Source organism: Shewanella mangrovisoli (genome assembly GCF_019457635.1).
Lineage (GTDB): Bacteria > Pseudomonadota > Gammaproteobacteria > Enterobacterales > Shewanellaceae > Shewanella > Shewanella mangrovisoli.
The window spans coordinates 2,145,476-2,171,433 of sequence record NZ_CP080412.1 but is presented as its reverse complement, the minus strand read 5'-3'; the positions used below and the strand labels follow the sequence as shown (position 1 = coordinate 2,171,433).

Annotated in this window: 20 protein-coding genes; 10 read left to right on the top strand and 10 right to left on the bottom strand. The window is 49.9% G+C overall.

The genetic code is table 11. The features are described 5' to 3' along the window. Positions 1–112 precede the first annotated feature (112 nt). From K0H60_RS09565 to K0H60_RS09525, 9 genes are all read right to left on the bottom strand, one after another. On the bottom strand, positions 113–1,813 hold the full coding sequence (locus K0H60_RS09565; RefSeq protein ID WP_220058141.1) for a L,D-transpeptidase family protein: 1,701 nt from the start codon (positions 1,811–1,813) through the stop codon (positions 113–115). Between the two features lie 200 nt (positions 1,814–2,013). Continuing rightward, positions 2,014–4,197 carry a glucans biosynthesis glucosyltransferase MdoH gene (gene mdoH / locus K0H60_RS09560; protein ID WP_220057989.1) on the bottom strand — a complete coding sequence of 728 codons (2,184 nt, stop codon included), beginning with the start codon at positions 4,195–4,197 and terminating at the stop codon, positions 2,014–2,016. Positions 4,198–4,220: 23 nt separating this feature from the next. Further along, entirely contained in the window at positions 4,221–5,858 is a 1,638-nt protein-coding gene (locus tag K0H60_RS09555) for a glucan biosynthesis protein G (protein WP_220055417.1), read from the bottom strand. Between the two features lie 407 nt (positions 5,859–6,265). Continuing rightward, entirely contained in the window at positions 6,266–7,660 is a 1,395-nt protein-coding gene (locus K0H60_RS09550; protein ID WP_220057988.1) for an ATP-binding protein, read from the bottom strand. A gap of 115 nt (positions 7,661–7,775) precedes the next feature. Next, the gene (locus tag K0H60_RS09545) at positions 7,776–8,435 is read right to left on the bottom strand and encodes a response regulator transcription factor (protein ID WP_011716887.1); all 660 of its coding nucleotides are present in this window, start codon (positions 8,433–8,435) and stop codon (positions 7,776–7,778) included. Positions 8,436–8,445: 10 nt separating this feature from the next. Beyond that, a complete protein-coding gene (locus tag K0H60_RS09540) occupies positions 8,446–9,348 on the bottom strand; it encodes an FAD:protein FMN transferase (protein ID WP_220057987.1) in 903 nt (300 codons plus the stop codon). Positions 9,349–9,445: 97 nt separating this feature from the next. Next, positions 9,446–10,786: a DUF3570 domain-containing protein gene (locus tag K0H60_RS09535; protein ID WP_220057986.1), complete on the bottom strand. Its 1,341-nt coding sequence runs from the start codon at positions 10,784–10,786 to the stop codon at positions 9,446–9,448. A gap of 93 nt (positions 10,787–10,879) precedes the next feature. After that, on the bottom strand, positions 10,880–11,101 hold the full coding sequence (locus K0H60_RS09530) for a DUF4266 domain-containing protein (protein ID WP_220057985.1): 222 nt from the start codon (positions 11,099–11,101) through the stop codon (positions 10,880–10,882). A 3-nt stretch (positions 11,102–11,104) separates the two neighbouring features. Then, positions 11,105–11,572 carry a TlpA disulfide reductase family protein gene (locus tag K0H60_RS09525; RefSeq protein WP_220057984.1) on the bottom strand — a complete coding sequence of 156 codons (468 nt, stop codon included), beginning with the start codon at positions 11,570–11,572 and terminating at the stop codon, positions 11,105–11,107. Positions 11,573–11,921: 349 nt separating this feature from the next. On the opposite strand from K0H60_RS09525, the gene hyaA reads away from it, so the two are divergent. From hyaA to hypF, 6 genes are all read left to right on the top strand, one after another. Next, positions 11,922–13,058, top strand: coding sequence for a nickel-dependent hydrogenase small subunit (gene hyaA, locus K0H60_RS09520; protein ID WP_088211232.1), 1,137 nt, complete (start codon positions 11,922–11,924; stop codon positions 13,056–13,058). 3 nt (positions 13,059–13,061) lie between these two features. Then, the gene (gene hyaB, locus K0H60_RS09515) at positions 13,062–14,765 is read left to right on the top strand and encodes a nickel-dependent hydrogenase large subunit (RefSeq protein ID WP_220057983.1); all 1,704 of its coding nucleotides are present in this window, start codon (positions 13,062–13,064) and stop codon (positions 14,763–14,765) included. Positions 14,766–14,786: 21 nt separating this feature from the next. Beyond that, positions 14,787–15,461, top strand: coding sequence for a Ni/Fe-hydrogenase, b-type cytochrome subunit (gene cybH / locus K0H60_RS09510; protein WP_088211234.1), 675 nt, complete (start codon positions 14,787–14,789; stop codon positions 15,459–15,461). Between the two features lie 7 nt (positions 15,462–15,468). After that, positions 15,469–16,047 (top strand): HyaD/HybD family hydrogenase maturation endopeptidase, encoded by a 579-nt coding sequence (locus tag K0H60_RS09505; protein WP_011622590.1) that lies wholly within the window; start codon positions 15,469–15,471, stop codon positions 16,045–16,047. After that, entirely contained in the window at positions 16,028–17,872 is a 1,845-nt protein-coding gene (locus tag K0H60_RS09500; RefSeq protein WP_220057982.1) for a NiFe hydrogenase, read from the top strand. Before K0H60_RS09505 ends, K0H60_RS09500 begins: the two co-directional genes overlap by 20 nt. A 71-nt stretch (positions 17,873–17,943) precedes the next feature. Next, a complete protein-coding gene (hypF, locus tag K0H60_RS09495) occupies positions 17,944–20,490 on the top strand; it encodes a carbamoyltransferase HypF (RefSeq protein ID WP_220057981.1) in 2,547 nt (848 codons plus the stop codon). Here the strand turns inward: hypF and K0H60_RS09490 are convergent. Further along, positions 20,468–21,346, bottom strand: coding sequence for a LysR family transcriptional regulator (locus K0H60_RS09490; RefSeq protein WP_220057980.1), 879 nt, complete (start codon positions 21,344–21,346; stop codon positions 20,468–20,470). The genes hypF and K0H60_RS09490 overlap by 23 nt on opposite strands. A 161-nt stretch (positions 21,347–21,507) precedes the next feature. Between K0H60_RS09490 and fdhD the strand changes: the two genes are divergently transcribed. The 4 genes from fdhD (at position 21,508) to K0H60_RS09470 (ending at position 25,903) form a co-directional block, all read left to right on the top strand. Next, positions 21,508–22,368 (top strand): formate dehydrogenase accessory sulfurtransferase FdhD, encoded by an 861-nt coding sequence (gene fdhD / locus K0H60_RS09485; protein WP_220057979.1) that lies wholly within the window; start codon positions 21,508–21,510, stop codon positions 22,366–22,368. Continuing rightward, positions 22,352–24,673, top strand: a complete 2,322-nt coding sequence (locus K0H60_RS09480; protein ID WP_220057978.1) for an FdhF/YdeP family oxidoreductase — start codon at positions 22,352–22,354, stop codon at positions 24,671–24,673. Before fdhD ends, K0H60_RS09480 begins: the two co-directional genes overlap by 17 nt. A gap of 211 nt (positions 24,674–24,884) precedes the next feature. Continuing rightward, on the top strand, positions 24,885–25,658 hold the full coding sequence (gene hypB, locus K0H60_RS09475; RefSeq protein ID WP_220057977.1) for a hydrogenase nickel incorporation protein HypB: 774 nt from the start codon (positions 24,885–24,887) through the stop codon (positions 25,656–25,658). Beyond that, complete coding sequence (locus K0H60_RS09470; RefSeq protein WP_011716875.1) at positions 25,658–25,903, top strand: HypC/HybG/HupF family hydrogenase formation chaperone; 246 nt, start codon at positions 25,658–25,660, stop codon at positions 25,901–25,903. Before hypB ends, K0H60_RS09470 begins: the two co-directional genes overlap by 1 nt. Positions 25,904–25,958 lie beyond the last annotated feature (55 nt).

Genomic DNA, 25,958 nt, shown 5'->3' with positions numbered 1-25,958 from the left:
TTGTTCGTTTTTTGGACACTAAAACCGCAAATTATACTGAATCGCCATCCAGATCAAGCCTTGACTGGCTCGCAAGATTTCAGATTTCAAAATCTCTTAAAAGTTCAGGTCGTTATAGAATGTAAAAAATTGCTGCAGGTACCGCTAGGGTAAACTCAGCCTCTAGCTGATAAATATCATTGCGATATTGAATTTGCCCAGCATCATCAAGCCATGCTGTCCAATAAACCGTGTAAACCGGCATGGTATCTGACAACGCAAACCATTGGGATTGAGTGCTATTAGGCGCTAATTTGTCCCAAAGGCGCGTATCTTTAACTAAGTGAGTCTGAAACCAGCGGGCCAGCTCCTCGACCTTTTCAACCCGAATGCAACCCGATGATAAGGCCCTATCGGTCTTTTTAAAGAGACTTGGCTCAGAAGTTCCGTGCAAATACACGCTAAAACTGTTGTCGAAATGAAATTTATACCGACCTAAGGCGTTTTTTGCCCCGGGGCGCTGCACTAAGCGATAGGGAAAATGGCTGGACGCCAACTCTTGCCACTCCTGCGGCGAATGTTCGACTCGCGCGCCGTCATAGTCGTAGACATCAAACCCGCGATCCTGCAGGTAATGACCATCTTGGCGTATATGGGGCAAGATATCGCGCCGGACAATAGTGCGCGGCACTCGCCACTGTGGATTGAGCACCACACTGGAGATATGACTACTTAACAACGGTGTTGGCCGCGATGCTTTGCCTACTATTACTTTAGAATTAAGAGTTACCTTACCCGCTTCGACGAATTGCAGCTCAAATGCCGGGATGTTTATCATCAGATAGCTTGCAGGTAAGGTGCGCGTAAAAATCTGCTGCCTAAGAGTATTTTTGGCCAACAGCTTTGCCCGAGCATAGGGAGATTGATTAAGCCAATACAGGGTTTGCTTACCTATCACCCCATCCGCCTGTAAGCCATGCTGGGTTTGAAAGGCTTTGATTGCGCTAACCAGCGCATCATCATAACGCAGGGGATTGTTAACAGTTGCAACCTGCTTTGACTGTGCGACTGACCCAGCAGGAGTTGTTGCATCTGGCAAAATTCTATCTGACTCAATGTTTGGCTCAATGTCTGACTTAATGACTGGCTCAGATCCTCGTTCAGATACTTGCATCGATACTTTATCGGCTACTGGCTCGGAAACTGTGCTAGGCATAGCCGGCAGAAAACCTAATAGGAAAAGACGCCGCGCAATCGGCGCGATGAGTGGACTCTCTTGTCCTGGACTTAGCTTATCTTCGAGGTTGAGTGTATCCCACGTAGAGGCCTCCGCTAACGCCATTAATTGCTTCAGCTTGAGGACCACTGCGCGAAAATACGCATCCTTTGGCAGCAGTGCTGCCGATGAGCATGGTGTGATGCATTCAGCTTGGGCATCGAGATACTGCCAATAGTTATCCAGTTGTAGCTGCATTTGCTGAAGCTTCACCTGCTCCTCATTATCCAGCGCCCTATGCCGCCACTGGATCAACTGTTGATAATTGGCGCTAAAAACCGGGCTCACATCGGCAAGACTCAAGAGTAAAGTTTGCCCTAGGATTTGATCAACTGCAGTGTCAGATTCGGCTACTTCAATGGAAGTCGCATCAGCTAGCAGCTCAACAACTTGTGGTTTCACACCGGAAAGTGCAGTGACTGGTGGTTCGACAGCATGGGATTGCATGAGCACAAGCGAAAGTCCCATCAGCAATGCGCTAAGTGGCCAGCGCTTAACTGAACTCAAGCTGCGGTTTCGTTTGTTAGGATTTGGCGTTAATCGACTCACAGGCATCATAAACATCCCCTGTAATAGCAGATACTGAGCTGATATACCGCGAATGCTGACATCAACACTCAATTCACCAGTAACCTGTATTCACTATAGCTGAAGCCGTTAACGAAATGCAGGCAGCAAAGGGATAAAACAAAATGCCACTGATAGGCATCAGTGGCATTTCATCGAGTTAGCTAAATAACGCTAAGTTGAAGTTCGCACTAGCAGAAAGAGACCAAGTCTTCCGGCACAAACTGCTCGGGCAGTTTTTGTAAACTTCGCAGCATCAGCGGATTGGCCAACACCAGCGCCATTTCCTGACGGTTAAATAACGCCAAGGCACTCTGTTGGCACTGCGCCTCATGCACTTTTACGTGCACAATGGCTTCAACCGGTTCAATGGGTGTACCCGCCGCACGCAGTGGCTGCTTATCAACCATGGCTAAATGCAGCTCCATTAACGCTGGATCTTTTAACACTTGCGCTAATGTCCAAGGCTGCTCGATATGCGCTTGATAAGCGGCACGCGCTTCTTGAGCACGAATACAGATAGGAGCAGGATTACGCTCCTCCGGCGTGGCCAAAATGCCAATGCGTTTGAAGAACTCACCAATCTTGATTGAACCCGTCCACGCCGAAATCGGCACGGCTAACCACAGACCAATCAAGGCGGGGCTCATCCACGCGAGCAATGTTAAGGAGTCCAAAATCGCCGCATAACCTAACATCACGCCCGCCAACATATGCCAGCGGTGGCGATAGATCAGGGTTAACCAAGGCATGCTGCCATCGTCACGGCGCTGTGGAGACCAACCACTGTCACGTCCCATCAGAATCGACATCACCGCGCCGCAGTGGATAAACATCATAATAGGTGCGATCAGTGCAGAGAGGATCACCTCGAATATCACACTGAAAATCGCCTTGATGCGACCACCGACACTGCGAGCGAAGTTGCCATCTTTTAGCAGCAATAGCACGCCGAAAATCTTAGGTCCAAACAACACGCCCATGGTGATATAGAACAATCTCAATGCCCTGTCCGAGTCCATGATTGGCCATGTCGGGAACAAGGAGAATTGGTCAGTAAAATACTCTGGACGAATAAAGTGTGCCTGCAAGGCGAGCATCAAACCGGTTAAAATCAATAGCAACCAGAATGGCGATGACAGATACGCCATAATGCCCGTCATTAAGTGCAAACGGCTAACCCAGTGCAAGCCTTTGGTCGGCAAGATACGGGAATGCTGTAAGTTACCTTGACACCAACGGCGATCGCGCACGGCTAAATCGACAATCGATGGCGGACACTCTTCATAAGAGCCGGGTAAATCGTAGGCAATCACCACACTCCAGCCCGCACGGCGGATCAGCGCCGCTTCGACAAAGTCATGGCTTAGGATATGGCCACCAAATGGCGGTTTACCCTTAAGGTTTGGCAGACCCGCCGCGCCCATAAAGGCTTCGGTACGAATAATGGCGTTATGGCCCCAGAAGTTACCTTCTTTTTGTACCCACCAACCTAGCCCAGTACCAATCACAGGACCATAAATACGCGCCGCAAACTGCTGCAGACGCGCCATTAAAGTGGTGCCATTGATGAGCGAAGGAATGGTTTGGATAAGTCCGGCGTCAGGATCGGCCTGCATACGTTGTGCTAAGCCAGTGATGGTCGATGACTCCATCAAGCTGTCGGCGTCGAGCACCAGTAAGTGATCGTAACGAGAGCCCCAACGGCGGCAGAAATCCGCCACGTTACCCGCTTTGCGCGCCACGTTCTTACGACGACGGCGGTAATACACGCGAGAATGTTTGTGGGTTTCTTGGCGCAGCACTAAAAACGCCTGTTCTTCTAACAGGGCGATTTCAGGATCTGTGGTATCACTTAAGATGAACCAATCGAACGCATGACCATGACCCGTTTGCGACAAGGCTTCTGCCATCACAGATACCGCAGAAAACACTCGGTCAGGCGACTCGTTATAGGTGGGCATCAAAATCGCGGTGCGGGTATGTAGCTCAGTCTGCTCAAGCTCATTTGGCTTGGGCTTTTTCAGCAACATGAAAAAGCCTGCAATACCACTACAAAACGCTAAGGCAATCCAGCAGAAGTTAATCGCAAACAGTACCAACATCAGATATTCGAGGGGAGTGATCCCGCCGATACTGAACACAGCGCCCATTTCGTAGATTGCAAACGCAGACAGTGCAAGTGCGCCGCCTACGACAAAAAATCGACGGGATACCTTCGAGCGCACGCCGTTAGCCACTGTGCTACGGCGTGGGAAGCCTTCAGGCATTTTGCTTAAGCTTTGGGGTTCCATCGCGCCAGGCCTTTCATTAGGCATGGCGCTACCACCCACGAGCACTTCAGTCTCAAGAACCGAATTCTCGGATACAGTCATATTATGTTGCTCCGTCATGGACCTTAAAGCGTCCAGCGATAGAGCCAGGTTTCAACCTGACGCGGTGTTGAGAACTTGAGTTCGGCACGTAATTCGATAAGTTCCTTATCTTCTGGCTCCAACTCAAACGCGAGGCGATAACCATTGTTAGCCGCGTTACGCGCAATAACCACATTTGAAATCACCCCACCGGAAGACTCAACCTTCGCGAGCGGTAATTCATCGGGCATGGCACCGTTAAGATGATAATCCACGACAAACAAACGTCTTGGGGTCGCTTTTGCGATGTCGGCACGACCACTGGCTGTACGACTCACCACGACAGAATTGGTTTTCGCCGCTGGTTCCTCGCCCCAACTCATACGGTAAGCAAAATGATACTCGCTGCCCGCAGGAATAGGCTGACGCGGCTTCCAGAAGCTCACGATGTTATCATGAATTTCTGATTCTGTTGGAATTTCTGTCAGAACGACCGCACCTTGTCCCCAGTTCCCCACGGGTTCAATCCACAAACTTGGGCGACGCTCGTAGTGGGCTTCGAGATCTTGATAAGAAGCGTAATTGCGTTCACGTTGGATTAAACCAAAGCCCTGTGGTGAGTTGTCGGCAAACGCGCTCACCTGTAATTGACGAGGGTTAGCCAGAGGGCGCCATAGGTGCTCACCACGGCCGTTGAACATTAACAAACCGTCTGAATCGTGGACTTCGGGCCTAAAGTCGTCGGTATCGTGGCGGCCATTAAGTGAATGTAAAAACATGCTAGTGCTAGGCGCAAGTCCCACTTTGCTAAGTTCGACGCGAGGGAATAAGGTCGCTTCGACGTCGATTTGAGTGTTGTCACCAGGACGCACAGAGAAGCGATACGCGCCCGCAACACTTGGGCTATCCAGCAGTGCATGCACCACGATCAGGTTGCTGTCGTAGGAAGGACGTTCAACCCAAAATGCACGGAAAATAGGGAACTCTTCCCCTTCTGGATCGGCGGTTTTTAATGCCAAACCACGGGCAGATAAGCCATAGGAGTTACCTTTACCTAAGGCACGGAAATAACTCGCGCCTTGGAACACCATCAGCTCGTCATACACACCGTTGGTGTTTAACTGGTTATGAATGCGAAAGCCTGAGTAACCAATGTCATCATTTGGCAATGCTTGGCTGATAACTTCACCAGCAGTGAAATACTTAGGCTCGTAGGCTAAGTGAGTCGATTGGTTAGCTTCAACGATGGCAATTTCGATCAAATCTTGGAAATAGAAGCCACGGTGAAACATTTGCATTTGAAATGGTAAACCTTGATCGCGCCAAATGGACGAAATCGGGTTAAAGCGAATGTCGCGGTATTCATCGTAGGTTAACTTGGCGAGGCCTGCTGGCAGCGGATCCTTTAGCGCCACATAGGGCTTAGAAGCCAGCTTACGCGCCAGTTTCATTACAGAATCGCCATCAAAGGTGCCCGTTTTTGTAAATCTCACTTGATTTTTGTTCGCCGGCTGAGCCGTCGCCTTAGGTGGACTCACCACAGGTGTGGCGGGTTTGTTTTCAGCAGGCTTTGTCTCTTCAGCAAATGCCGTGCTCGACAGCGCAAATGCTGCGCTAAGCGCCAGTGAGCAAATGAGTGAAGAAGAAGGTTTAAACGATTGGCAACGCAACAAGCTAACCATAGGATAGGTAACCTAAAAATAAACTAAGAAATCAACGTTTTTTGTCTGCACAGTGAAATTTTTTTACCGCGGTTTGATGGTAAAAAAACACAGGCTGTTACATATCGCGAAAGATATCAGAAGGAGTAAAAAACTCATAAATAAAGATGCAGTTAACTCCTTTTGCACGATACTATTTAGCAATATACTTATACCAATAAAGAATATCAAATTCGAATTAACATACGGATTTGATCTTTAAAAGTAACGTATGTGAGTAAAGTGCTATCTAGTTCGCATTATAGAAACAAAATCAGCCTCTTTTGCAAACTGACTGCTGACAATAATCTTAGGTGATGCCTGCCAATACGCGAGCCTGTTGCAACAAAATTTATTGCATCAGGCGCGTATCAACAAAGCAAACGATACTATTGAGGTAATAATAGGGTAACCACTAAACCGCCATTTTCGCGGGGCGTTATCGTCAATTGCCCTTGGTGCAAATCAATAATGTGGTGGCAGATGGAAAGCCCTAATCCCGCACCTATCCCCTCATTTTCATTGACGCGGTAAAAGCGTTCCGTCGCGCTGGCAATTTGCTCATGGGTCATGCCCTGCCCACGGTCGGCGATGTTGATCTCTACATAAGCGTCAGTTAGTGCTGCACTAATGCAAATTTGCGTTTCAGCAGGACTATATTTACAGGCATTTTCGATGATATTTTTCAGCACGATCAACAGGTAAAAGCGATCGCAGTTGAGCGTTAATGCTGCGTCTACTTCGATATTCCATTCATAGTCGGTGATCAGTGGCATTAACTGGTTCAGCGCATCCTCTACCATTGGCAACAGCGGATAAGACTGCACATTCAATTCGGCAATCGAATCGACCCGTGCAAGCAGCAAGAGCTGCTCCACTGTGTGACTCATATGCTTCACACCCGCATCGATGGCGGCGAGGTGGATGCGCTCCGCATCCCCCTCTCCCACTAAGCCTTCTAAACCCTGTTGATGTAATTTAATCACGGATAAGGGGGTTTTTAACTCATGGGCCGCATCGGCACTAAAGCGGCGTTCCCGTGCAATAAAGTGTGCAATGCTGCTGATATATTGGTTTAGCGCGCGGCGCACGGGCACGAGTTCCTTGGGGAGTGACATAGTGAGCGGCGTAAGATCGTTAGGCGAGCGCGCCATTAACTCGCGCTCGAAGGACTTCAACGGACGGAACAAGATGTAAAACAGCAAGCTGACGATAAGCAAGGTTAATGGCACCACGATCAACGGCACTATCACGGCATTGTGCATAATTTGTGAGACCAACTCTTGGCGCACTTCATCCTGCTGGGCGGTGATAATCCAGACTTTGTGTTTGACCGAAAAAAAGCTAAACACATGCCAGAGTTCCCCTTCGAACACTTTTTTGCTGTAGCCTTGGACAAACTTAGTGATGGGTTTGCGGCCAATATTGTCTGAAAAGACCAGTGCTTGCCCCGCCTCACTCCAGATCTGGAAGGCAAGTTTATGCTCATAGGCGAGTTTTAACGCATCGGCTTTTTCGGCAAATGTGCTCACTTGACTGTCGGGCACATGGAGAACTTGCGGCAACTCTTGCGGCGCTTTGAAATCTTCCTCGTCGTGATAGAACAGTTCAAGCATTTTCGCGCTTTGCAGCATCTGCGCATCGAATAACTCTTCGATTTGATGCTTAGAGTCTCGGGTGCTGAACCAGCTTGAAATGCCCACGGAAACTGAAATCCCCGAGAGCATCAACAAGGTTAATAACAAACGTAATGAGTACACATCCAGCACCTTGAGTCGATTCACCCTGTGGTCCCCGTCGTTTATGGTGAGAGTAGACATGCCTAAAAGGCAGTTACTAAATACCGATAAACGCCGGGTTTGTCACTTAAATCCTTGCACGAGTGTCAATTTTAATGGGTTAATTGACTTCGGTTAGGGTGTAGCCAATGCCGCGTACCGTCTTAATCAAGTCATTGGCTAACTTTTTACGCAAATGGTGGATATGGACCTCAATCGAGTTGCTACCAACCTCATCCCAGCCGTAGGTTAACTGCTCTAGCTGATTACGGGTCAATACACGGCCAGCGGACTGCGCCAGTTCCAGCAATAGCTGAAACTCCCGGCGTGACAGAGGCACATTTTGATCGCGAAAACTCACTTCGCGGGTGTTGAGGTCGATACTTAACGCGCCGATATTCAAACTGTTATTATCTAAGCCATATTGCCGACGGACAATCGCCCGAATGCGCGCGGCTAACTCGCGCACATCGAAGGGTTTACCTAAATAATCATCGGCGCCGATATCGAGGCACTCGAGTTTGGTATCAAAATCCGTGTTAGCCGTGAGCACAATCGTTGGGATTGAAACGCCTTCGGCGCGCCACGCTTTGAGTAGCTCCTTACCATTACCGTCGGGTAAGCCTAAATCGAGCACTATGGCGCTAAAGGTCTCATTCTTAATGCCCACCAATGCTTGCTGATAGCTACTGAGGTGATCGACCTGCATCCCCATTTTTGCAAGGCTCAAGCAGATCCCTTGGGCTAGTAACTCGTTGTCTTCCACTAACATGATACGCATTGATAATGCCCTATCGAAAAATACTAAACTGAACCGATTGCTCGGCTAAAAAGTCTTCGGCCTGCTCACCCTGTAACATGGCCATGGTGGCCAACATGCCCGCAGTGACACAGTTTGGTCCAAGCACTGTCACTGAACGTGGCGCTCCGTTTACTGGATAGCCTGTGCGAGGGTCGACGATATGCCCATAGCGCCTCCCCTCGACCTCAATAAAACGCCGAGTATCACCACTGGTAGCTAAGGCGCCTTGGGTGATGGCAAGCACTTTCGCGGCATGGTCAAGCTGATGTGGATCTTCAATCCCCACCTGCCAAGGCACGGCATTGGCCACTGGACAGGCGATATCTCCGCCAAAATTAACCAATACCGAAATTCCCGCATAGGACTCGGCAAGCTCATAGGCGACCCTATCGACCGCATATTCTTTGGCGATACCGCCAACATCGAGCTGCATGCCTTGGGGCATCAGCAACTCTTGGGAATTAAACTCAATACATGCAAAGCCGACTAAGGCTCGCGCAGCTTCTATATCCGCTTTGACGGGCATCTTGGCGTCCTGCGTAAAACGCCACACTTGCATTAACGGGCAGGCCGAAATATCAAATAGCCCGCCACTTAACTCAAAGCATTGTTTCGCAAAAGCCAACAGTTGCCAGGTTTCTTCATCGATTGACTGACGTTTGCCATCGGCATGATTCAAACGCCATAGATAATTGCCTTCAATAAAACGGCTGTACTTTTGCTCGATTCTTCGCGCCTCACGGGCCGCCATATCGAGCATATCGTAGGCGATGTCTTCATCATGGCTGGCAATCAATAGCTCACAGGGGCTCGCCATGGCCCTAAACTCGCCCAAAAATCCCCAATCACGGCGCACGAGTCGATAAGGCGCATTAGGGGAAACTGCTGGCATCTTCGTATCCTTATTCTGTACTTCGCGTAACGCTCAATATGGGCAACACGTCCCATATTGATGCGCTTTGTTTACGGCTCAGTAGCAGAGTATACCTTTAAAATGAATAACTAAACTGCGCCGTTATCGCCTTTTGGGTTGGGAATAAGTCGTAGTTTTGCAGCTCGCCCGGGATCGTTGTGCCATTGTTTTTCGGATCCTGTTGGTAATATTCCAAGCGATATGTCATCTCATGGCCGCCAGACAGACGGTGGCCAAACTTAACCCCTATCGTATAAGCACTCATATCACCAATGCGGTAATCCGCACTGGCAAACTCGGGTAGCTGGGTATCGGCAAGCAGGAACGGCTGATAGAAATTCACCGCTGACTGTTGGTAATAACGTAAGTGCAATTGTCCGTAGAAACTGCCACTAAAGTAATAGCGATAGTGGGTCTCTAAGGTATGCGAAGTTAAATCCCAATCGTCAGTGCTATAGCGGTAGGAAAAGTCCACAACACCTGAATCGAGTGCGCCTTTGGTCATCACATAGAAACTGTGTTTCAGGCGCGAATCGGGGCGATTCTCGTAGACTATGTCCTCAGTAGTGCCATTGTTGTCCACCACACTCAACACTTTGTAGGGATCGGTTAAATAGCCGCTGACACTGGATAAACCATAGTTCGCCTGCAATAACCAACGCTGGTTCAATATTTGGGTAATACCTAACATCAAATCGACGGTTTGTTTATCGTCACTGCTCGTTTGGCGAGTCGCATCGAATGCCGCGCGATAGGCTTCATCCGTGGTAAAGTTATCCCGAATCGCCATAGAGGATAAGGCCACGGGTCTGCCACCCACGGGATCAACCACATCGAAGCTGTAAGAAGTCCCTAAAAACAGCGTGGTGTTGTCCTTGTTAAAGCCACGCTCAAGCCCTGCATTCACGCCCATCGACATATAGTCGAATTCCTTAGAGCCATAGACGCCGCCGTTGACTTTCCAATCGGAAGCCTGTGACCAGTTAGCACTGCCCTGTACTCGGGTATCGTGGAAGGTATCATCGAGCGGTGTCTCACCCGCCGCCACTTTATACTGGCCATTACCGGAAGGACGGGTAAAGGTTTGGCTGTCGCTTTGGGCAACCGCGCCTGAAGCCGAAGCGCCGGTTAAACTGTCGACCACCAGTTTTAAATCCAACACACTGTCGTCGCCAAAGTTTTTTTGCGCAGTCCCAATGGCTTCGATTGCCTGCACCCTGTCTTGCTCACCGTAATACATAAGCGCGGCATCGACTTTCCAATCATCGGCATTTTTTGCAAGCTCAGTGGCGTGACCATTAGCGACAAACAAGCCACAACTGGCTAAGGCCAAGGCGCTGGCAATGTGCTTGGTCTGCGGTTTAGCTTGGATAACTTGTGGGGCTATTGAGTCTAACTTATTGTTATTATTTGTCATGGCTGACAACACCTTTATGTCACTGAAGCTTATTTAGACTAAAAACCGAATAAAAATGAAAATCTATGGCACAACCTGTTCAAGCAATACTGGCTAGTTACAGCCACAACCGCCGCCCGCAAACGCACGGCCGCCGCTGCTGCCTTCCTTACTAAAATAGATATGATCGTCTAATGCTTGGTCTAACTTTTCACTATCGAGCGCCATATCGGCGCGGGCGAATTGCCCCTTTTCCCACGGCTGCACCCCTAAGCTTGAGCAACCAGTTAACCCCACTATCATCAACGAAACGGCAATCAAGGTGATTTTACGCATACACTACTCCTTCAATAGACTGATGAGCTCTTGCTCATAATCGGCGGCATTGTCTTGGTAAAAGCCCACATGGCTTTTAACTAACACGCCTTGGCGATTGAACATAAAGCTGCTGGGCATCCCCAATAAATCAAAGCTTCGTGCCACATCTCCCTCGGGGTTAAAACGCACATTAAAGGTTGCAGGAACCTGCTTTAAAAATTCATCGGCAAGCGCCTTATCGGTGTCGAGGTTAATCGCGACCACGGCTAAACCTTGGTCGCGATACTTTTGTGCCATCGCATTCATCCAAGGAAATGACTTACGGCATGGCCCGCACCAAGAGGCCCAAAAATCCACATAGACCACTTTGCCCTTAAACTCGGTTAAGGAAACCGCTTGGTTTTGCGGATCGAAAACTTGGTGATCGAGCGACGGAGCTGCATAGGCTCCCACACTGAATAATCCGAGTAACAACAAGAGTTTTTTCATACGTCTTCCACCCATCACAATTGCGTTTGAATCTATTAACTGAATCTTAAGGTTTTCTTAAACTGTAGAAGAATAAATTAAGTCTGCTATTCCACTTATTCCTACGACATCAATTGATTACAAAGTGAACTCTAGCGGCAAAAATGTTAAAAATGCGACATTTTGTCCCATTAGCAAATTCGAAATTAGATCTGCGTCATGTTAATTAAATGTCAAAATCAGTTTCATCACATCTCTTGAAAATTCTTGATATGCATCAAGAATTATCAATCGCCTAGGGCCTAAACTGGCTATGTCAATTATGTAAACCCTTACCAATTTACATTTAAATAACAAAAAAGGTTGACCCATGGACACACATGCAGCCCTCTATGAACAGGGAAAGGCGCGCTTAGATGCGTTGCGCCAACTCGCTCCCCGTCAACAGCTCTCTCTTGTCGAAAAAATGCAACAACATGGCATCACCCGCCGTGATTTCATGAAATGGAGCGCCATGGTGACAGGCATGCTTGCCCTGCCGTTGCCATTTAGTAATTTAGTCGCCGAAGCCGCCGAGCTGGCCGACCGTGTACCCTTAATCTGGTTACATATGGCCGAGTGTACTGGCTGCTCCGAGTCCCTAGTCCGCGCCGATACGCCGAACTTAGATTCGCTGATCTTCGATCATATCTCGTTGGAATATCACGAAACCTTAATGGCCGCCGCGGGTTGGCAAGCAGAGGAAAACCTCGAGCATGCCCTCGAAACCTACAAAGGCCGTTATCTACTGGCCGTTGAAGGTGCGGTTCCAACCGCCAATAACGGCAGCTTCTTAACCGTGGGCTGTAAAGGTCATACGGGCTTAGAAATCATCAAGCATGCCGCCGATGGCGCTGCCGCGATTATTTCTGTCGGTACCTGCGCCTCCTTCGGTGGTGTGCAAGCCGCCTACCCCAATCCCACAGGAGCCAAGGGTGTACACGAAGTAGTGAGCAAGCCGGTGATCAACTTAGGCGGCTGTCCACCGAGTGAGAAAAACATCGTCGGCACCCTGATGTATTTCATCATGTTCGGCAAATTGCCAGCGCTGGATATGTTCAATCGTCCAAAATGGGCCTACGGCGCACGGGTACACGATAACTGTGAACGTCGCGGCCGCTTCGATGCCGGTGAATTCGTTGAAGAGTTTGGCGATCACGGCGCAAAAGAAGGCTACTGCCTCTACAAAGTGGGTTGTAAAGGACCTTATACCTATAACAACTGCCCCACCGAGCGCTTTAACCATCACACCAGCTGGCCAGTGTTAGCGGGCCACGGTTGTATGGGCTGCTCAGAACCTAACTTCTGGGATGATATGGCCGATTTTGAAAAACCCCTTGGTCGTCAACTCCTCCATGGATTGGATGCGACCGCAGACACCGTCGGTGCGGTGATTTTAGGCGCGACTGTCGTCGGCATTGGAGCCCACGCCGTTGCCAGTATTTTTGCCAAGCCGCTGGAGGAATAACCCATGAGCAAGCGCGTTGTTATCGACCCTATCACCCGTATCGAGGGTCACTTACGTATTGAAGTCGAAGTTGATGAGAATAATGTCATCAACAAGGCATGGTCATCCTCTACCCTGTGGCGCGGTATTGAAGTCATCCTCAAGGGCCGCACGCCAATGGACGTGGGTCTTATCGTGCAGCGGATCTGCGGTGTTTGTACCTATTCCCACTATCGCTGTGGTACTGAAGCGGTGGAAAATGCCTTAGGCATTCAAATCCCGTTAAACGCTAAATACCTACGTTCCTTAATGCAAACCTCGCTCTATATGCATGACCATATAGTGCATTTTTATCATCTACACGGTTTAGACTGGGTCGATGTGGTCTCGGCCTTAAGTGCCGATCCCGCTAAAGCTGCTCAGGTCGCCCTGAAATATACCGATAAGCCGATTGCCGCGGGCGAAGGTGAATTAAGAGCGGTGCAAGAGCGGGTGAAAGGCTTTGTCGAAACTGGTAAACTCGGCCCCTTCGCTAACGCTTACTGGGGCAATGGCACCTATAAATTTACCCCAGAGCAAAACCTGATTGCCCTGTCGCACTACCTCAAAGCCCTTGAAGTACAAAGGGTTGCCGCCGAAATGCTGGCGATTTTTGGCGGTAAACAGCCGCATCCACAATCATTGGTTGTCGGCGGTGTCACCTCAGTTCGCGATATGTTAAGCCCTGCGCGTCTGCAGGAGTGGAAACAAAAACACGCGATAGTGACCGACTTTATTTTGCGTGCCTATCAAGCGGATATCGTCATGGCGGCGGAAGCCTTTGGTGGTGAAGCCAGCGTACTTGGCGGCGTGAACGTTAAAAACTTCATGGCGACCAATGACTTTGTGCTTGCCAATGGCGAATATCTGTTCGACCAAGGCGTGATCATGAAGGGCGACTTAGCGGGTGTGAGCGATATTAACCCAGAGCTTATCGCCGAAGACGTCAGCCATGCCTGGTATAGCGCCGATGCGCCGCAGCATCCCTACGATGGCACAACTATCCCCAACTACACCGGCTTTGTTGAGCGCGATACGGTTTATGGCAAACTGCCCACCTTAGATGGCGATGGCAAATACTCTTGGGTAAAATCGCCCCGCTATCAAGGCGAACCGGTCGAAGTAGGTCCATTGTCCTGCCTGCTGGTGAGCTATGCCCGTGGCAACAAAGTAGTCGTCGATGCCGTCAATGCGCTGCTGGCTCGCACGGGTCTGCCGGTTGAAGCCCTGTTCACCACCTTAGGCCGCACCGCTGCACGTATGCTGCAAACGGTTATCGTGGCGCAGGAAGGCCTCAGAACCTTCGATGCCCTGCTCACTAATATTCAATCCGATGAAACCACCTATGTGAAGCCACACATTGATCCGAGTAAGGAATATGTGGGTCACGCCATGATTGAAGCGCCACGCGGCATGTTAAGCCACTGGATCCGCATCAAAAACGGCGTCATTGAGAACTATCAAGCCGTCGTGCCCACCACCTGGAACGCAGGTCCTGTGGACGCGAATGGCAAGATTGGTCCCTATGAAGCCTCACTGATTGGCTTAAAACTGGAAGATCCCACTAAACCCCTTGAGGTGATACGTATTATTCACTCATTCGACCCTTGTATGGCGTGTTCTGTACACGTGATGGATTTCAAAGGTCAAGCATTGAGCGAGTTCCGTGTCAGCCCCAATGGTCAATAACAACGAGGGAGGGAACGCAACATGAACCATTCTGAAACCCGCATTCGGACACTGGTTTTTAGTCCCGCGATACGGATTTTCCACTGGCTACGGGCACTGACCATTTTAGTGCTGGTGATCACCGGATTCTATATTGCTTGGCCGTTTCTTGTAGCGCCCGACAGCACGGATGTATTGGTACAAGGCTGGATCCGCTTTGCCCATTTGATCTGCGGTTTTGTGTTGACCGCAGTCACCTTGGCCCGCTTCTACCTGTATTTTTTCAGTCGAAGCGATATCGAGCGGCGCTCATTCCGTGATGTGATGAGCGTTAAGAGCTGGATCACCCAACTGAAATCCTACATTTGGATGGGACACTTGCATAAAGCCGGTGTTTATGGACCGCTGCAATTTGTGACCTACGTAGCAATCTCCTTCGTGGCACTTGTGATATGTATTACTGGACTCGTGCTGTATGCCAACGTCTACCATGAAGGTTTAGGTGGCATGCTTTGGAGCAGCGCAGCTTGGATCACGGCGCAAATGGGTGGACTGGCTCAGGTGAGAATTTGGCACCACTACCTCACTTGGGCATTCGTTATCTTTGTAGTTATCCACGTCTATATGGCGGTTTGGTCAGGGATACGCTTCAAACATAACTCTGTCGACTCAATTGTCTCTGGTTACGACTACCCGAAACCAGACTCACACCACTAGGAGTCCAATGAAGATATTGCTACTGGGTATTGGCAATGTCCTGTACGCCGATGAAGGCATCGGCGTACATTTTGTCAATTACATCGCTGAGAATTATCAGTTCACACACGAGTCCCACCAGCTGGAGATGCTCGATGGCGGCACCTTGGCCCAGGGACTCATTCCGATTATTTGCCAATACGATTATTTGATCGTTGTCGATACCGTCAATGCCAACGGCGTCGAGGCTGGCGAAGTGTATTTCTTCGATTTTGATAAGGCCCCTCAGGAAATCGACTGGCAAGGCAGCGCCCATGAAGTCGAAATGCTACAAACCCTCAATATGATGGAAATGGTGGGCGACAGACCTAAAACCTTTGTGCTGGGCGTCACTCCAACCGTGTTAGAGCCTATGACACTGGGGCTGACCACTAAGGTTGCCGCCGCCGTCCCTCTGATGGAACAAACCCTGTTAACCCACTTAGCCTCCCTCGGGTTCACCGCGACACGCATTGCCGAGCATAGTATCGATTCGCTGATCCCCAATTCTTACAAACGTGGCGTCACTACTGGTGAAAATATAGAAGATGAAACACATCAGATTTGAGTTTACCTGCTCACGGCAGGTGCCTTTGTATGCGCATTTATGTAATCAATACCTAAATTACGATGCGCTCAATATCAGCATCGGCTGCGACAGCCAAAATGATTTTGGCCCTCAAACCTATTTTATTGAGGCGCAGGGCGAGCAAATACAGCTTGAGCAGCTCGCCGATGCTATCGCCGCCGACTTTTTAATTTCCGTTTGGCTCGTCGATTCAGGCATTAAAGTGATCGATGAGCCACAAGGCCAGCGGACATTATTGGAGGTTGTGCCTACAGAAGCGACGCAAGCGGATAAATCCGTCGCAGCCTTTTGCCAACAGTGTTACCCCCGCTTTGGTGATAATCAGGCGGCGCAATTTGGTCAGCTCGATTTAACTTGCCCCTGCTGCCACGGTGAGATGCGCTTAACCAGCGAGCAAAAGGCGTTAACACTTTCCGATCTTAAGGCCATGGCCGCGCAACTTATCAGCCAAGGAACGCTTGATTTAACCAGCGAAAGCGTGCAATTAAGCTTAGCGCCTTTTACCAATCCAACATCGGCAAGACCGCAGCTACTTATTTGTAATCCCAATACCCTCAACGCGCATTTTTGCCTGAAAGATCATCAAGTCATCGCCCTATCCAGTATCGAAAAACCGCTGATTTGCGCAAGACCCACCCAAGCGCACGAAAAACTGTCAGCGCCGCTATACGATATCTGCTTTGGTTATAGCCGTGTGGTACTGGTACTTGCCGAAGTATTAAGGCAAAAAGGCATCGACTGGGTTTATCTGCAAGGGCAGCACCATAGACCACAACTGGCATGGGTTGAAGGTGCCTGGGCACAGCTTTCTAGCCCAAGCAGTGCACAACTCCAAACGGTAAAACACTTCCATGCGCCAGAGCCCTTACGGGAAGAGATTCGTTTTTCAGGTTTTAAAGCGAAGTGGCAAGCCAATAAGAAAACCCGTTCACACCAAGGTTTACTCAGCGTCCAAGCGCTAACTTCTACAGACAATACAGCCGAATATCAGGGCGATGAGGAAGATCATACTATTGCAGATACGGCGCTGTTTGCGACCTTACTCAATGGCAAGTTCACCACCCACAAGCAGGCCAAAAATGCGGCGGTAATTTACTTAAGCCACGCGCATCCTAGCCAAATCGTCACCTGTGATAATAAGGGCGAAACCTCGCTATTTTTCGCCCTGCCCGAACTGCCCGATAATGGTTATGAGATTTTCCATTGCCTCGACAGCAGTCCACAAAAAGCCGTCGCGCAAAAGTTTAAGAGCCAGTTCCCTGATGATTACTTAAAGCTGCTGAGCCTAAAACTGCATGGCAGACGCGATAATCTTCAGAGTCTCTGGGCGATTGCCGCAGTGTTGATTGGATTAAATCCGCAGGAAGAAACTCAGTCGCCAGCCTATTTGAGCGATGCCCTGCTCGCCGCCGCCATGCGTTACCATGGTGCCAATGCGCCGCGCATCGACTATCCCCTCACCAAGGGCGAAGCGCACCGCAGCCTGAATTGGTGTAAAACCCTCGGCACTTTGCTAAGTTTTCGCGTCGCGGGGCACAGCGATCCGAGTCAGCTGGCTTTTGCAATGCAAGACTCCCTCGCCGACTACCTCGCCAATTGGCTGGAACACATTGATTTAAATATCGGTGTACACAACATTGCCTTAGCGGGCAATGAGTTAGCCAACGAAACCCTCTGCAAGCGTATTAGCTTGCGACTCGGGAAAAATTTCCCGCTATTGCTTAATCGCAGCCTCGATCTAGAGGGCGACAACTTAGCCGTAGGCGCGCTCTATGTGAAGCAGCGGCAGTTAAATAGCCTTTAACAACACCCGCTCACCGCTAGCCTTAAATTCAGATAGCGCTAACGCATGGAGGATAAAATGTTTTATCTTCCATGCAGATGCTGCCAGATAAGCGAAGAAGACCGAGATTGAAAAAAGCCACCTCACCCGCCAATCAAACCGAGCGACTCGAGCGCCGCCAACTGCATATCACGGGCATAGTGCAAGGCGTGGGCTTTCGCCCCTTTGTTTACCGCTGGGCGAGTGAGCTTAAGTTAACCGGCACTGTGCTGAATAATGCCAAGGGCGTGATGATTGAGCTGCAAGGCTCCGCCGCACAGTTGGATTGCTTTGTGCGCGAGTTAACCACCAATCCGCCGCCACTGGCACGTATCGATCAGATTAGCCAAAGTCCGTTAGCGGTAAAGCTTGAAGAAGCCAGCTTCGATATTATCGAAAGTGATAACCAAAGTGATAGCCAAAGTAATGGCTCTGGTGAGCATAACTTAGCCGCGCTGGTTGCCGTATCGGCCGACAAGAGTACCTGTCAGGATTGCCTCGGCGATATGCATAATCCGCAGGACCGCCACTATGGCTATGCCTTTACCAATTGCACCAACTGCGGCCCAAGATACACTATTATCAATGCCTTGCCCTACGATCGCCATCATACGGCCATGGCGGATTTCGCCATGTGTCCCGACTGCGCCAAAGCCTATCAAGATCCGCTAAATCGCAGATACCACGCCCAGCCTGTGAGTTGCCCTAAGTGTGGCCCTCAATTGAGTTTAAAATCGCCTCAGGGCGAGTTACTCGCACCTCACTCCTTGTCTGTTTCGCAAGATAACAGCCTTGCGGTATTGTCGGCTGCGGCCGAAAAGCTTGCCCAAGGGCAAATTCTGGCGATTAAAGGCCTTGGCGGCTTCCATTTAGTCTGTGATGCAAGAAACACTCAGGCAGTCAGTCAATTAAGGCAACGTAAACAACGCAAGGCTAAGCCGTTGGCGGTGATGATGCCGAGCATCGAAATGGCAAAACGCTATGTAACGGGCACACAGGCGGAGTGGCAAACCTTAAGCTCGCAGGAGCGTCCCATTGTACTGATGCAAGCACAGCATAAGCACGATCTAAGCCCTGAGATTGCGCCTAACATCCCCAAACTCGGGATCTTTTTGCCCTACACTCCCCTGCATCATTTGCTACTCGGGCTATTTAATGCTCCCTTAGTTGCGACCAGTGCGAATCTGTCTGGCGAGCCGATTATCACCCATTGCGATGAGCTCATCAGCCATTTAGGTCATGTGGTGGATGCCATCGTCGATCACAATCGGCCCATCCTCAATGGCTGTGATGACAGCGTGGTGCAACTTATCCAACCGCCAAATGGCTGTGTGCCACAGGTGCAAGTGCTGCGTTTAGCGCGGGGATATGCGCCCTTAAGTTTTCCGTTACCCAAGCCACTGAGTCGCACCATACTTGCCGTGGGCGCCCAACAAAAAAATGCCATTGCCTTAGGTTTCGGCTCAAATGTGTTTTTAAGCCCACATATTGGCGATCTTTTTAGTATGAGCGCCGAGCAGTACTTCGAGCGCACTTTGGCGACCTTTGCCCGCCTGTATCATTTCAGCCCCGAGCTGATTGTCCACGATAAGCACCCAGACTACGCGCCATCGCGCTGGGCTGAGGCGCAGCAACAGCAAAGCCTTGATACGCTGCGTGGAGACTCTCGTTCAATCCAAACCTTCAGTGTGCAGCATCACCACGCCCATGTATTAAGCGTAATGGCCATCAATCAATATCAGGATGCAGTGTTAGGTTTTAGTTTCGATGGTACAGGGCTTGGGAACGATGGCAGCCTCTGGGGCGGCGAAGTCTTACTCACCACCCTTAACGGTGCCGAGCGGCTTGCCCATTTCGAGGCCATTCCCTTGCTTGGTGGAGAACTGGCAATTAAGCAGCCTGTACGATTGCTGCTAGCTTTGCTATTTGAACAAATGAGTTTAGCGGCGGTACAAGCCTTAGATTTGCCCATCCTAAAAAGCCTGACGCCACTAACCTTAAGCAATCTGCATCGGATCTGGCAAAACGGCCATGGGATTAACAGCTCCTCGGTGGGGCGCTTATTCGATGCCCTCGCCTGCGCCCTAGGCTTTATCGACACAACCCAATTTGAAGGCCAAGCGGGCATGTTAATTGAAGCGGCGGCAAGACGGGCCGACGCCAAACAACTGCCGACGCTAATGCTCGACTTGTCCTTGGACACGACGAATCAATCCAGTGACAGCTCGGCACACGAACCCCATATCTGGCGCAGCAGCCAACTCTTTAAGCAGATAATCACGCTGATTACCGAAGCGCCGCTCACTAGCGTTCGGCAAGAGCAGATCGCCCGCGCCTTTTTGCATAGTGTGGGGGATGCCATTTGTGGTTATGCCGCGCGCTATCCAGCCCTGCCCGTGGTGCTGTGCGGCGGAGTGTTTCAAAATCAATATTTGCTCGAATATTGCCTCAATAAACTGCACCAACAAGGCAATACCGTGCTGCCCAACAAACATATTCCCGTCAACGATGGGGGGATTGCCCTCGGGCAGCTTTGGTATGGTATTCATCAAGACGTGAGCAATAACCAGTCATGCTTTAAGACTCAAGCTGACGCATAAAGGCTTTCATTGCGGGTGTTATGCTGTGCTTACGGGTCATAAAGACCGTTTGCCCTGAACTGACACCGTCCAAAAGCTGATACGGGATCCCAAAGAGTTGCGCCACCGATTCGGCAATACCGCGGCTAACGATAGCACAGCCTAAACCATGCTTTACCGCGCCGATTAGGTGGAATAATGAGTCGGTTTCCAGCACCAGATTAAAATCGATCCCCGCCTGCGCCATCGCATTATCTATGTATTTTCTAAACTGCATATTTTGACTCAGCAGCACTAAGGGACGCGTGCCAATGTCATATAAAGACAAGCACTTGCTTGCACTGCCATCAACCGAATCACAGGACAACAGCGCCATTTGATTGGCCCGCTGCGGGTAAAACACAAAGCTGCGTCGATTAACCTCGGTGAGCTGTTCATCAAATCCAAGGCCGATATCGGTTTTATGCAGGCTCAGGCTTTCAATCAATTGCCCATTGGTCATCACAGATAACTTGATGCTGATATTGGGATAAGCCTGATTAAACAGCTTAATCAACGGCATGATGTCGATGCTCGATTGCGGCACTATGCCAATCCGTAACGAACCCGTGAGCTGGCCGCGAAACAGACTCAACTCCTGCTTTAACGCCGCCTGTTCCTGCAACATTCTCTCGGCGTATTGCAGCATGATCTGCCCCGCATCCGTGAGCGCCACAAACTGGCTACCCCGTACCACCAGCTCAGTGCCAAGGCTTTTTTCAAGGGAGCAGATCCCCGCAGAGAGCGTCGGTTGCGTCACATGGCAGGCGTTTGCCGCTTTGGCAAAATGCTGTAATTGCGCGAGTTGTTGGAAGTAATGCAGGTGGCGAATATTCATAGTGCTTTCGATATAGTGTTTTAGACAAATCTGAAAAATCAAACCCTATTGGTATCCATAGTTTAATAGAAATCCTCTATCAATCTATAAAATAGTTTGATTGGCCTAGCGCGTAAGTCCTCTCTAGAATGTGACCAACATCCAATTTAAGGTTGAAATGCGTGCTAACTCACCCACTCGATTCGGCGAATGATCCAAGGCTCTGCCCTGAATCTCAATACAGCCCAAACACGGCACAACATGCTAGTGCCCGCTACTCGCATCTGGTTGAAGAGGTCGCTGCCGCCATCAACCTCAATGGCATCAGCTATGCGGTGATGATGATCACGCCCGATCACTTTGAGGACTTTGTGATTGGCTTCTTATTCGCCGAAGGCATTATCAGCCAAGATGAAGATGTGCATGAAATTGATATCACTCCGGTCCAAGACGGCGTAATGCTCGATGTCATCTTAGCTAATCGCTGTTTAATCGCCCTTAAACAACGTAAAAGACGGCTCGTCGGCGCAACTGGCTGCGGGATCTGTGGTGTGGAAGCCCTAGGTCATGCCTTGCCAGATTTACCGCCATTACCCGCCTGCGCTCCCTTGGTGCTTGAGCATGTCGACCGCCTCAAACAACAAATACATAAACATCAACTGAAGGCGCAGCGCAGCGGCGCTATCCATGCCGCTTTTGCCTTGGATGAGGCTGGCAATATCCTTGAGTGCCGTGAAGATATCGGTAGGCACAATGCGTTAGATAAGCTGATTGGCGCGTTGCTGCGGCAAAAGCGCAACGCCAAGGCGCTGCTGATGACCAGTCGATGCAGCAGCGAGTTAATCCAAAAGGCGGTGCGTTATGGTGCCAATCATTTGATTAGTCTCGCATCACCCAGCCAGCTCGCGGTGAAACTTGCGCTGAAATATCAGCTTAACCTTGTCCATATTCCTAAGTTTGATCCGCCAATCCACTACTCCATATTTGATGAAAGCCTTGCATGCCAATGCAATAGCGGAGAATTTTATGCCTGTTCATATTGAAAAACCGACCAAAGCCGGCGGCTTCCCCTCACTGCAATCGACCTTAAAGCATGTGCTGCGCAGCCAAAAGACCCAGCAAAATATCAAAAACCTACTCAGGGTAAACCAAACCGATGGCTTTGACTGCCCGGGTTGTGCCTGGGGCGATAACAAGGCAGGCGCCTTTCAGTTTTGCGAAAATGGCGCCAAGGCCGTAGCGTGGGAGTCGACGGGCAAGATTGTCGATCGCGACTTTTTCGCCCAGTATTCGGTGCGCCAGCTAGCTAAGCAGACCGACTATTGGCTCGAATATCAGGGCCGCTTAGCCGAACCTATACGCTATAACGCCGCAACCGATCACTATGAGCCCATCAGCTGGGATGGGGCCTTTCAGCTGATTGCAGATACGCTTAATGGCCTTAGCGATCCCAATCAAGTGGAGTTTTACACCTCAGGCCGCGCCAGTAACGAGGCCTCCTATCTCTATCAACTGTTTGGCCGACTGTACGGCACCAATAACTTTCCCGATTGTTCGAATATGTGCCACGAGGCCAGCGGCGTAGCACTCAACCAAGCCATTGGTGTCGGTAAAGGTACTGTCGTATTAAGCGATTTCGATGCGGCCGAGGCGATTTTTGTCTTCGGGCAAAACCCCGGCACCAACCATCCACGGATGATGAATGCCCTACGTAAAGCGGCCAAACTGGGTTGTAAAATTGTCACCTTCAATAACTTAAAGGAAGTGGCGCTGGAGCGATTCGCCAGCCCGCAAAGCCCAACGGAGTTATTAACCCCCGCAGCCACAACCATTAGCCATCAATACCTCACGCCACTGCTGGGCGGCGATATGGCGGCCATTCGCGGCATGGCAAAGCATATTCTTGAGTCGAACTCAAAGTGTATCGACCGGGAGTTTATCGCCACCCATACCGCGTTTTTCGCAGATTATGAGCAGAGTGTCCGTCACACCGACTGGCAACAGATTGAAGCCCAATCGGGCTTATCCAAGGCAGATATTATTCAAGCCGCCACAGTATTTAGCCAAAGTAAGACGGTGATCAGTTGCTGGGCCATGGGCATTACTCAGCATAAACATTCAGTCGATACCATCCGCGAAATCATTAACTTGCATCTGCTCTGCGGCCAAATAGGTAAAGCTGGCGCAGGACTTTGCCCGGTGCGCGGTCACAGCAATGTGCAGGGTAACCGCACAATGGGAATTAACGAAAAACCCAAAGCCGAGTTTATTGACCGTTTAGAGCAGTATTTGGGCTGCCAGTTACCCCGCGCCGCGGGTCATAACGTGGTTGAAGCCTTGAAGGCCTTAGATAGTGAGCAAAGCAAAGTGCTAATTTGCCTCGGCGGCAACCTAGCTGCCGCGGCGCCCGACAGCGCCTTTACCTATAACGCCATGGGAAAAACGCAGTTAAATGTGCAAATCAGCACTAAGCTCAATCGCAGTCATTTACAGGTCGGCAAAGATGCGTTGATCTTACCTTGCCTTGGGCGCACTGAACTCGATAAGCAAAAATACGGCATTCAAAAAATCACCGTCGAAGATACCTTTAGCATGGTGCACGCCTCGACCGGGATGAACGATGCGGTATCGCCACTATGCCTGTCGGAAATCGATATTGTGGCGCGCATGGCGCACGCTACCTTGGCGGTGAAACCACCATCAATGAGTACACCTAATACCAAATCAATTGACTGGTTAGCCCTAAGGAATGATTACAACCTGATCCGCGATTTGATTGAGCAAACCATTGCAGGTTTTGAAGATTACAATCAAAAAATTAACGTCCCAGCGGGATTCCATTTAACCAATAATGCAGCGCAGCTCGACTGGCATACTCAAAGCCACAAGGCAGAATTTAGCGCCTGCGCTTTACCCGACTCCATCCTCGCCGACTGTTCGAGTCAGGCCCTGACCAGTACACTGCCAGTGTTGCTGCTGCAGAGTCTGCGCTCACACGATCAATATAACACCACCATCTATGGCATGGATGACAGATACCGCGGCATTAAGGGCAAGCGAAATGTACTATTCATGAACAGTGATGATGCCAAGGCGCAGGGCTTTAGCGACGGCCAGTTAGTCGATATCCAATCGCTCACTAACGATGGTAAATTGCGTAAAGTGTATGACTTTATGGTGATTTATTACGAGATCCCTAAGGGCAATATCGCCGCCTATTACCCCGAGACCAATCCCTTAGTCGCCATCGACAGTGTGGGCGTGGGCTCCTACACCCCAACCTCAAAATCGGTTCCCGTGATCTTAACCCCCGCGAGCAGCAATAAAATCAGCATCGCCCAACTGTAAGTCACTCAAGCGCTTTCATCCCATAGGCCAAAGAAATGTTCTTTGGCCTTTGTTTATCCAAATAAACCTGACGAACATCAAAGAATCCGCAGCCGATTTGTATCACACTTAACATTAGCGTAATCAAATTAACCCTATTCGATAGCATCAGCATATTGTCAGGCAAATGCGCCCAAAGAGGCGCTCGGCCTAGGACAAGGAGAAATATAAGATGTGTAAAGACTGCGGCTGCTCCTTACCCCGCCATTCCCATTCACATGAACACGGCCACGGCCATCTGCATCACCATCAGGAATTGCACACCAATCCTCAGCTTAACGATAAAAAAACCTTGTCGGTGATCCACAAAATTCTCGATAAAAACGATGTCGAAGCGGCCCATAACCGTGCACATTTTGAGGCGCACAATATCACTGCCTTCAATTTAATGAGTAGCCCAGGCAGTGGCAAAACCACCTTGCTTGAGCACTTAAAAGAATACACCGCCCTCAACTACGCCGTAATTGAAGGGGATTTAGAGACCTCCCGCGATGCCGACCGCTTAATCGCCAAAGGCATTCAGGCCCATCAAATTCAAACCGGCAGCGCCTGCCACCTCGACGCATTCATGGTACACGGCGCTTTACATCACTTGCCACTCGAAGGCTTAGATATTTGCTTTGTCGAAAACGTGGGAAACCTCGTCTGTCCCGCCAGTTACGATGTCGGCACCCATAAAAATATCGTGCTGCTCTCGGTTCCAGAAGGCGATGATAAGATTGAGAAATATCCCGTTATGTTCCGCCGCGCCGATCTGGTGCTCATCACAAAATGTGACCTCTTGCCCTACTTCGATTTCAGTGTCGATGAGGCGAAAGCCCAACTTAAAAAGCTCAACCCTGACACACAGATTCTGGAAGTCTCGATTAAGGATGGCGATGCTATGCGTGCCGTCGTTGCATGGCTGAACGACAACCTTCACCACGCTGCGGGAGAGTCACAATAATGTGCCTATCTATTCCTTCCCAAGTGGTGGCCGTGGATAACGAGCGTCAATCGGTCACCGTCGACACCTTAGGTGTCAGGCGCGATGTGAGCAGCCATTTAATGACTGAGCCTTTAGCCATTGGTGACTATGTGCTTATCCATATCGGTTTTGTGATGAATAAAATTGATCGCAACGATGCGCTGCAAAGTCTTGAATTATATAAAGAGATAGTCTCAAAACTTGAAAATGAGACCACGCATTGAGTAATCACCGCAGTAAAAGTGATAACAAATAACAGCCAAAACTGCGCAAGGACTG

What these genes read in the sequence shown, in the direction of transcription:
- hyaB (WP_220057983.1), top strand. Translation starts at nt 13,062, where the DNA reads ATGAGCAAGCGCGTTGTTATCGACCCTATCACCCGTATCGAGGGTCAC.
- K0H60_RS09535 (WP_220057986.1), bottom strand. Translation starts at nt 10,786, where the DNA reads ATGACAAATAATAACAATAAGTTAGACTCAATAGCCCCACAAGTTATC.
- K0H60_RS09525 (WP_220057984.1), bottom strand. Translation starts at nt 11,572, where the DNA reads ATGAAAAAACTCTTGTTGTTACTCGGATTATTCAGTGTGGGAGCCTAT.
- K0H60_RS09530 (WP_220057985.1), bottom strand. Translation starts at nt 11,101, where the DNA reads ATGCGTAAAATCACCTTGATTGCCGTTTCGTTGATGATAGTGGGGTTA.
- hypF (WP_220057981.1), top strand. Translation starts at nt 17,944, where the DNA reads ATGCAGATGCTGCCAGATAAGCGAAGAAGACCGAGATTGAAAAAAGCC.
- hypB (WP_220057977.1), top strand. Translation starts at nt 24,885, where the DNA reads ATGTGTAAAGACTGCGGCTGCTCCTTACCCCGCCATTCCCATTCACAT.
- K0H60_RS09540 (WP_220057987.1), bottom strand. Translation starts at nt 9,348, where the DNA reads ATGCCAGCAGTTTCCCCTAATGCGCCTTATCGACTCGTGCGCCGTGAT.
- cybH (WP_088211234.1), top strand. Translation starts at nt 14,787, where the DNA reads ATGAACCATTCTGAAACCCGCATTCGGACACTGGTTTTTAGTCCCGCG.
- K0H60_RS09565 (WP_220058141.1), bottom strand. Translation starts at nt 1,813, where the DNA reads ATGATGCCTGTGAGTCGATTAACGCCAAATCCTAACAAACGAAACCGC.
- K0H60_RS09480 (WP_220057978.1), top strand. Translation starts at nt 22,352, where the DNA reads ATGCCTGTTCATATTGAAAAACCGACCAAAGCCGGCGGCTTCCCCTCA.
- K0H60_RS09500 (WP_220057982.1), top strand. Translation starts at nt 16,028, where the DNA reads ATGAAACACATCAGATTTGAGTTTACCTGCTCACGGCAGGTGCCTTTG.
- hyaA (WP_088211232.1), top strand. Translation starts at nt 11,922, where the DNA reads ATGGACACACATGCAGCCCTCTATGAACAGGGAAAGGCGCGCTTAGAT.
- K0H60_RS09490 (WP_220057980.1), bottom strand. Translation starts at nt 21,346, where the DNA reads ATGAATATTCGCCACCTGCATTACTTCCAACAACTCGCGCAATTACAG.
- K0H60_RS09470 (WP_011716875.1), top strand. Translation starts at nt 25,658, where the DNA reads ATGTGCCTATCTATTCCTTCCCAAGTGGTGGCCGTGGATAACGAGCGT.
- K0H60_RS09545 (WP_011716887.1), bottom strand. Translation starts at nt 8,435, where the DNA reads ATGCGTATCATGTTAGTGGAAGACAACGAGTTACTAGCCCAAGGGATC.
- K0H60_RS09505 (WP_011622590.1), top strand. Translation starts at nt 15,469, where the DNA reads ATGAAGATATTGCTACTGGGTATTGGCAATGTCCTGTACGCCGATGAA.
- K0H60_RS09555 (WP_220055417.1), bottom strand. Translation starts at nt 5,858, where the DNA reads ATGGTTAGCTTGTTGCGTTGCCAATCGTTTAAACCTTCTTCTTCACTC.
- mdoH (WP_220057989.1), bottom strand. Translation starts at nt 4,197, where the DNA reads ATGACTGTATCCGAGAATTCGGTTCTTGAGACTGAAGTGCTCGTGGGT.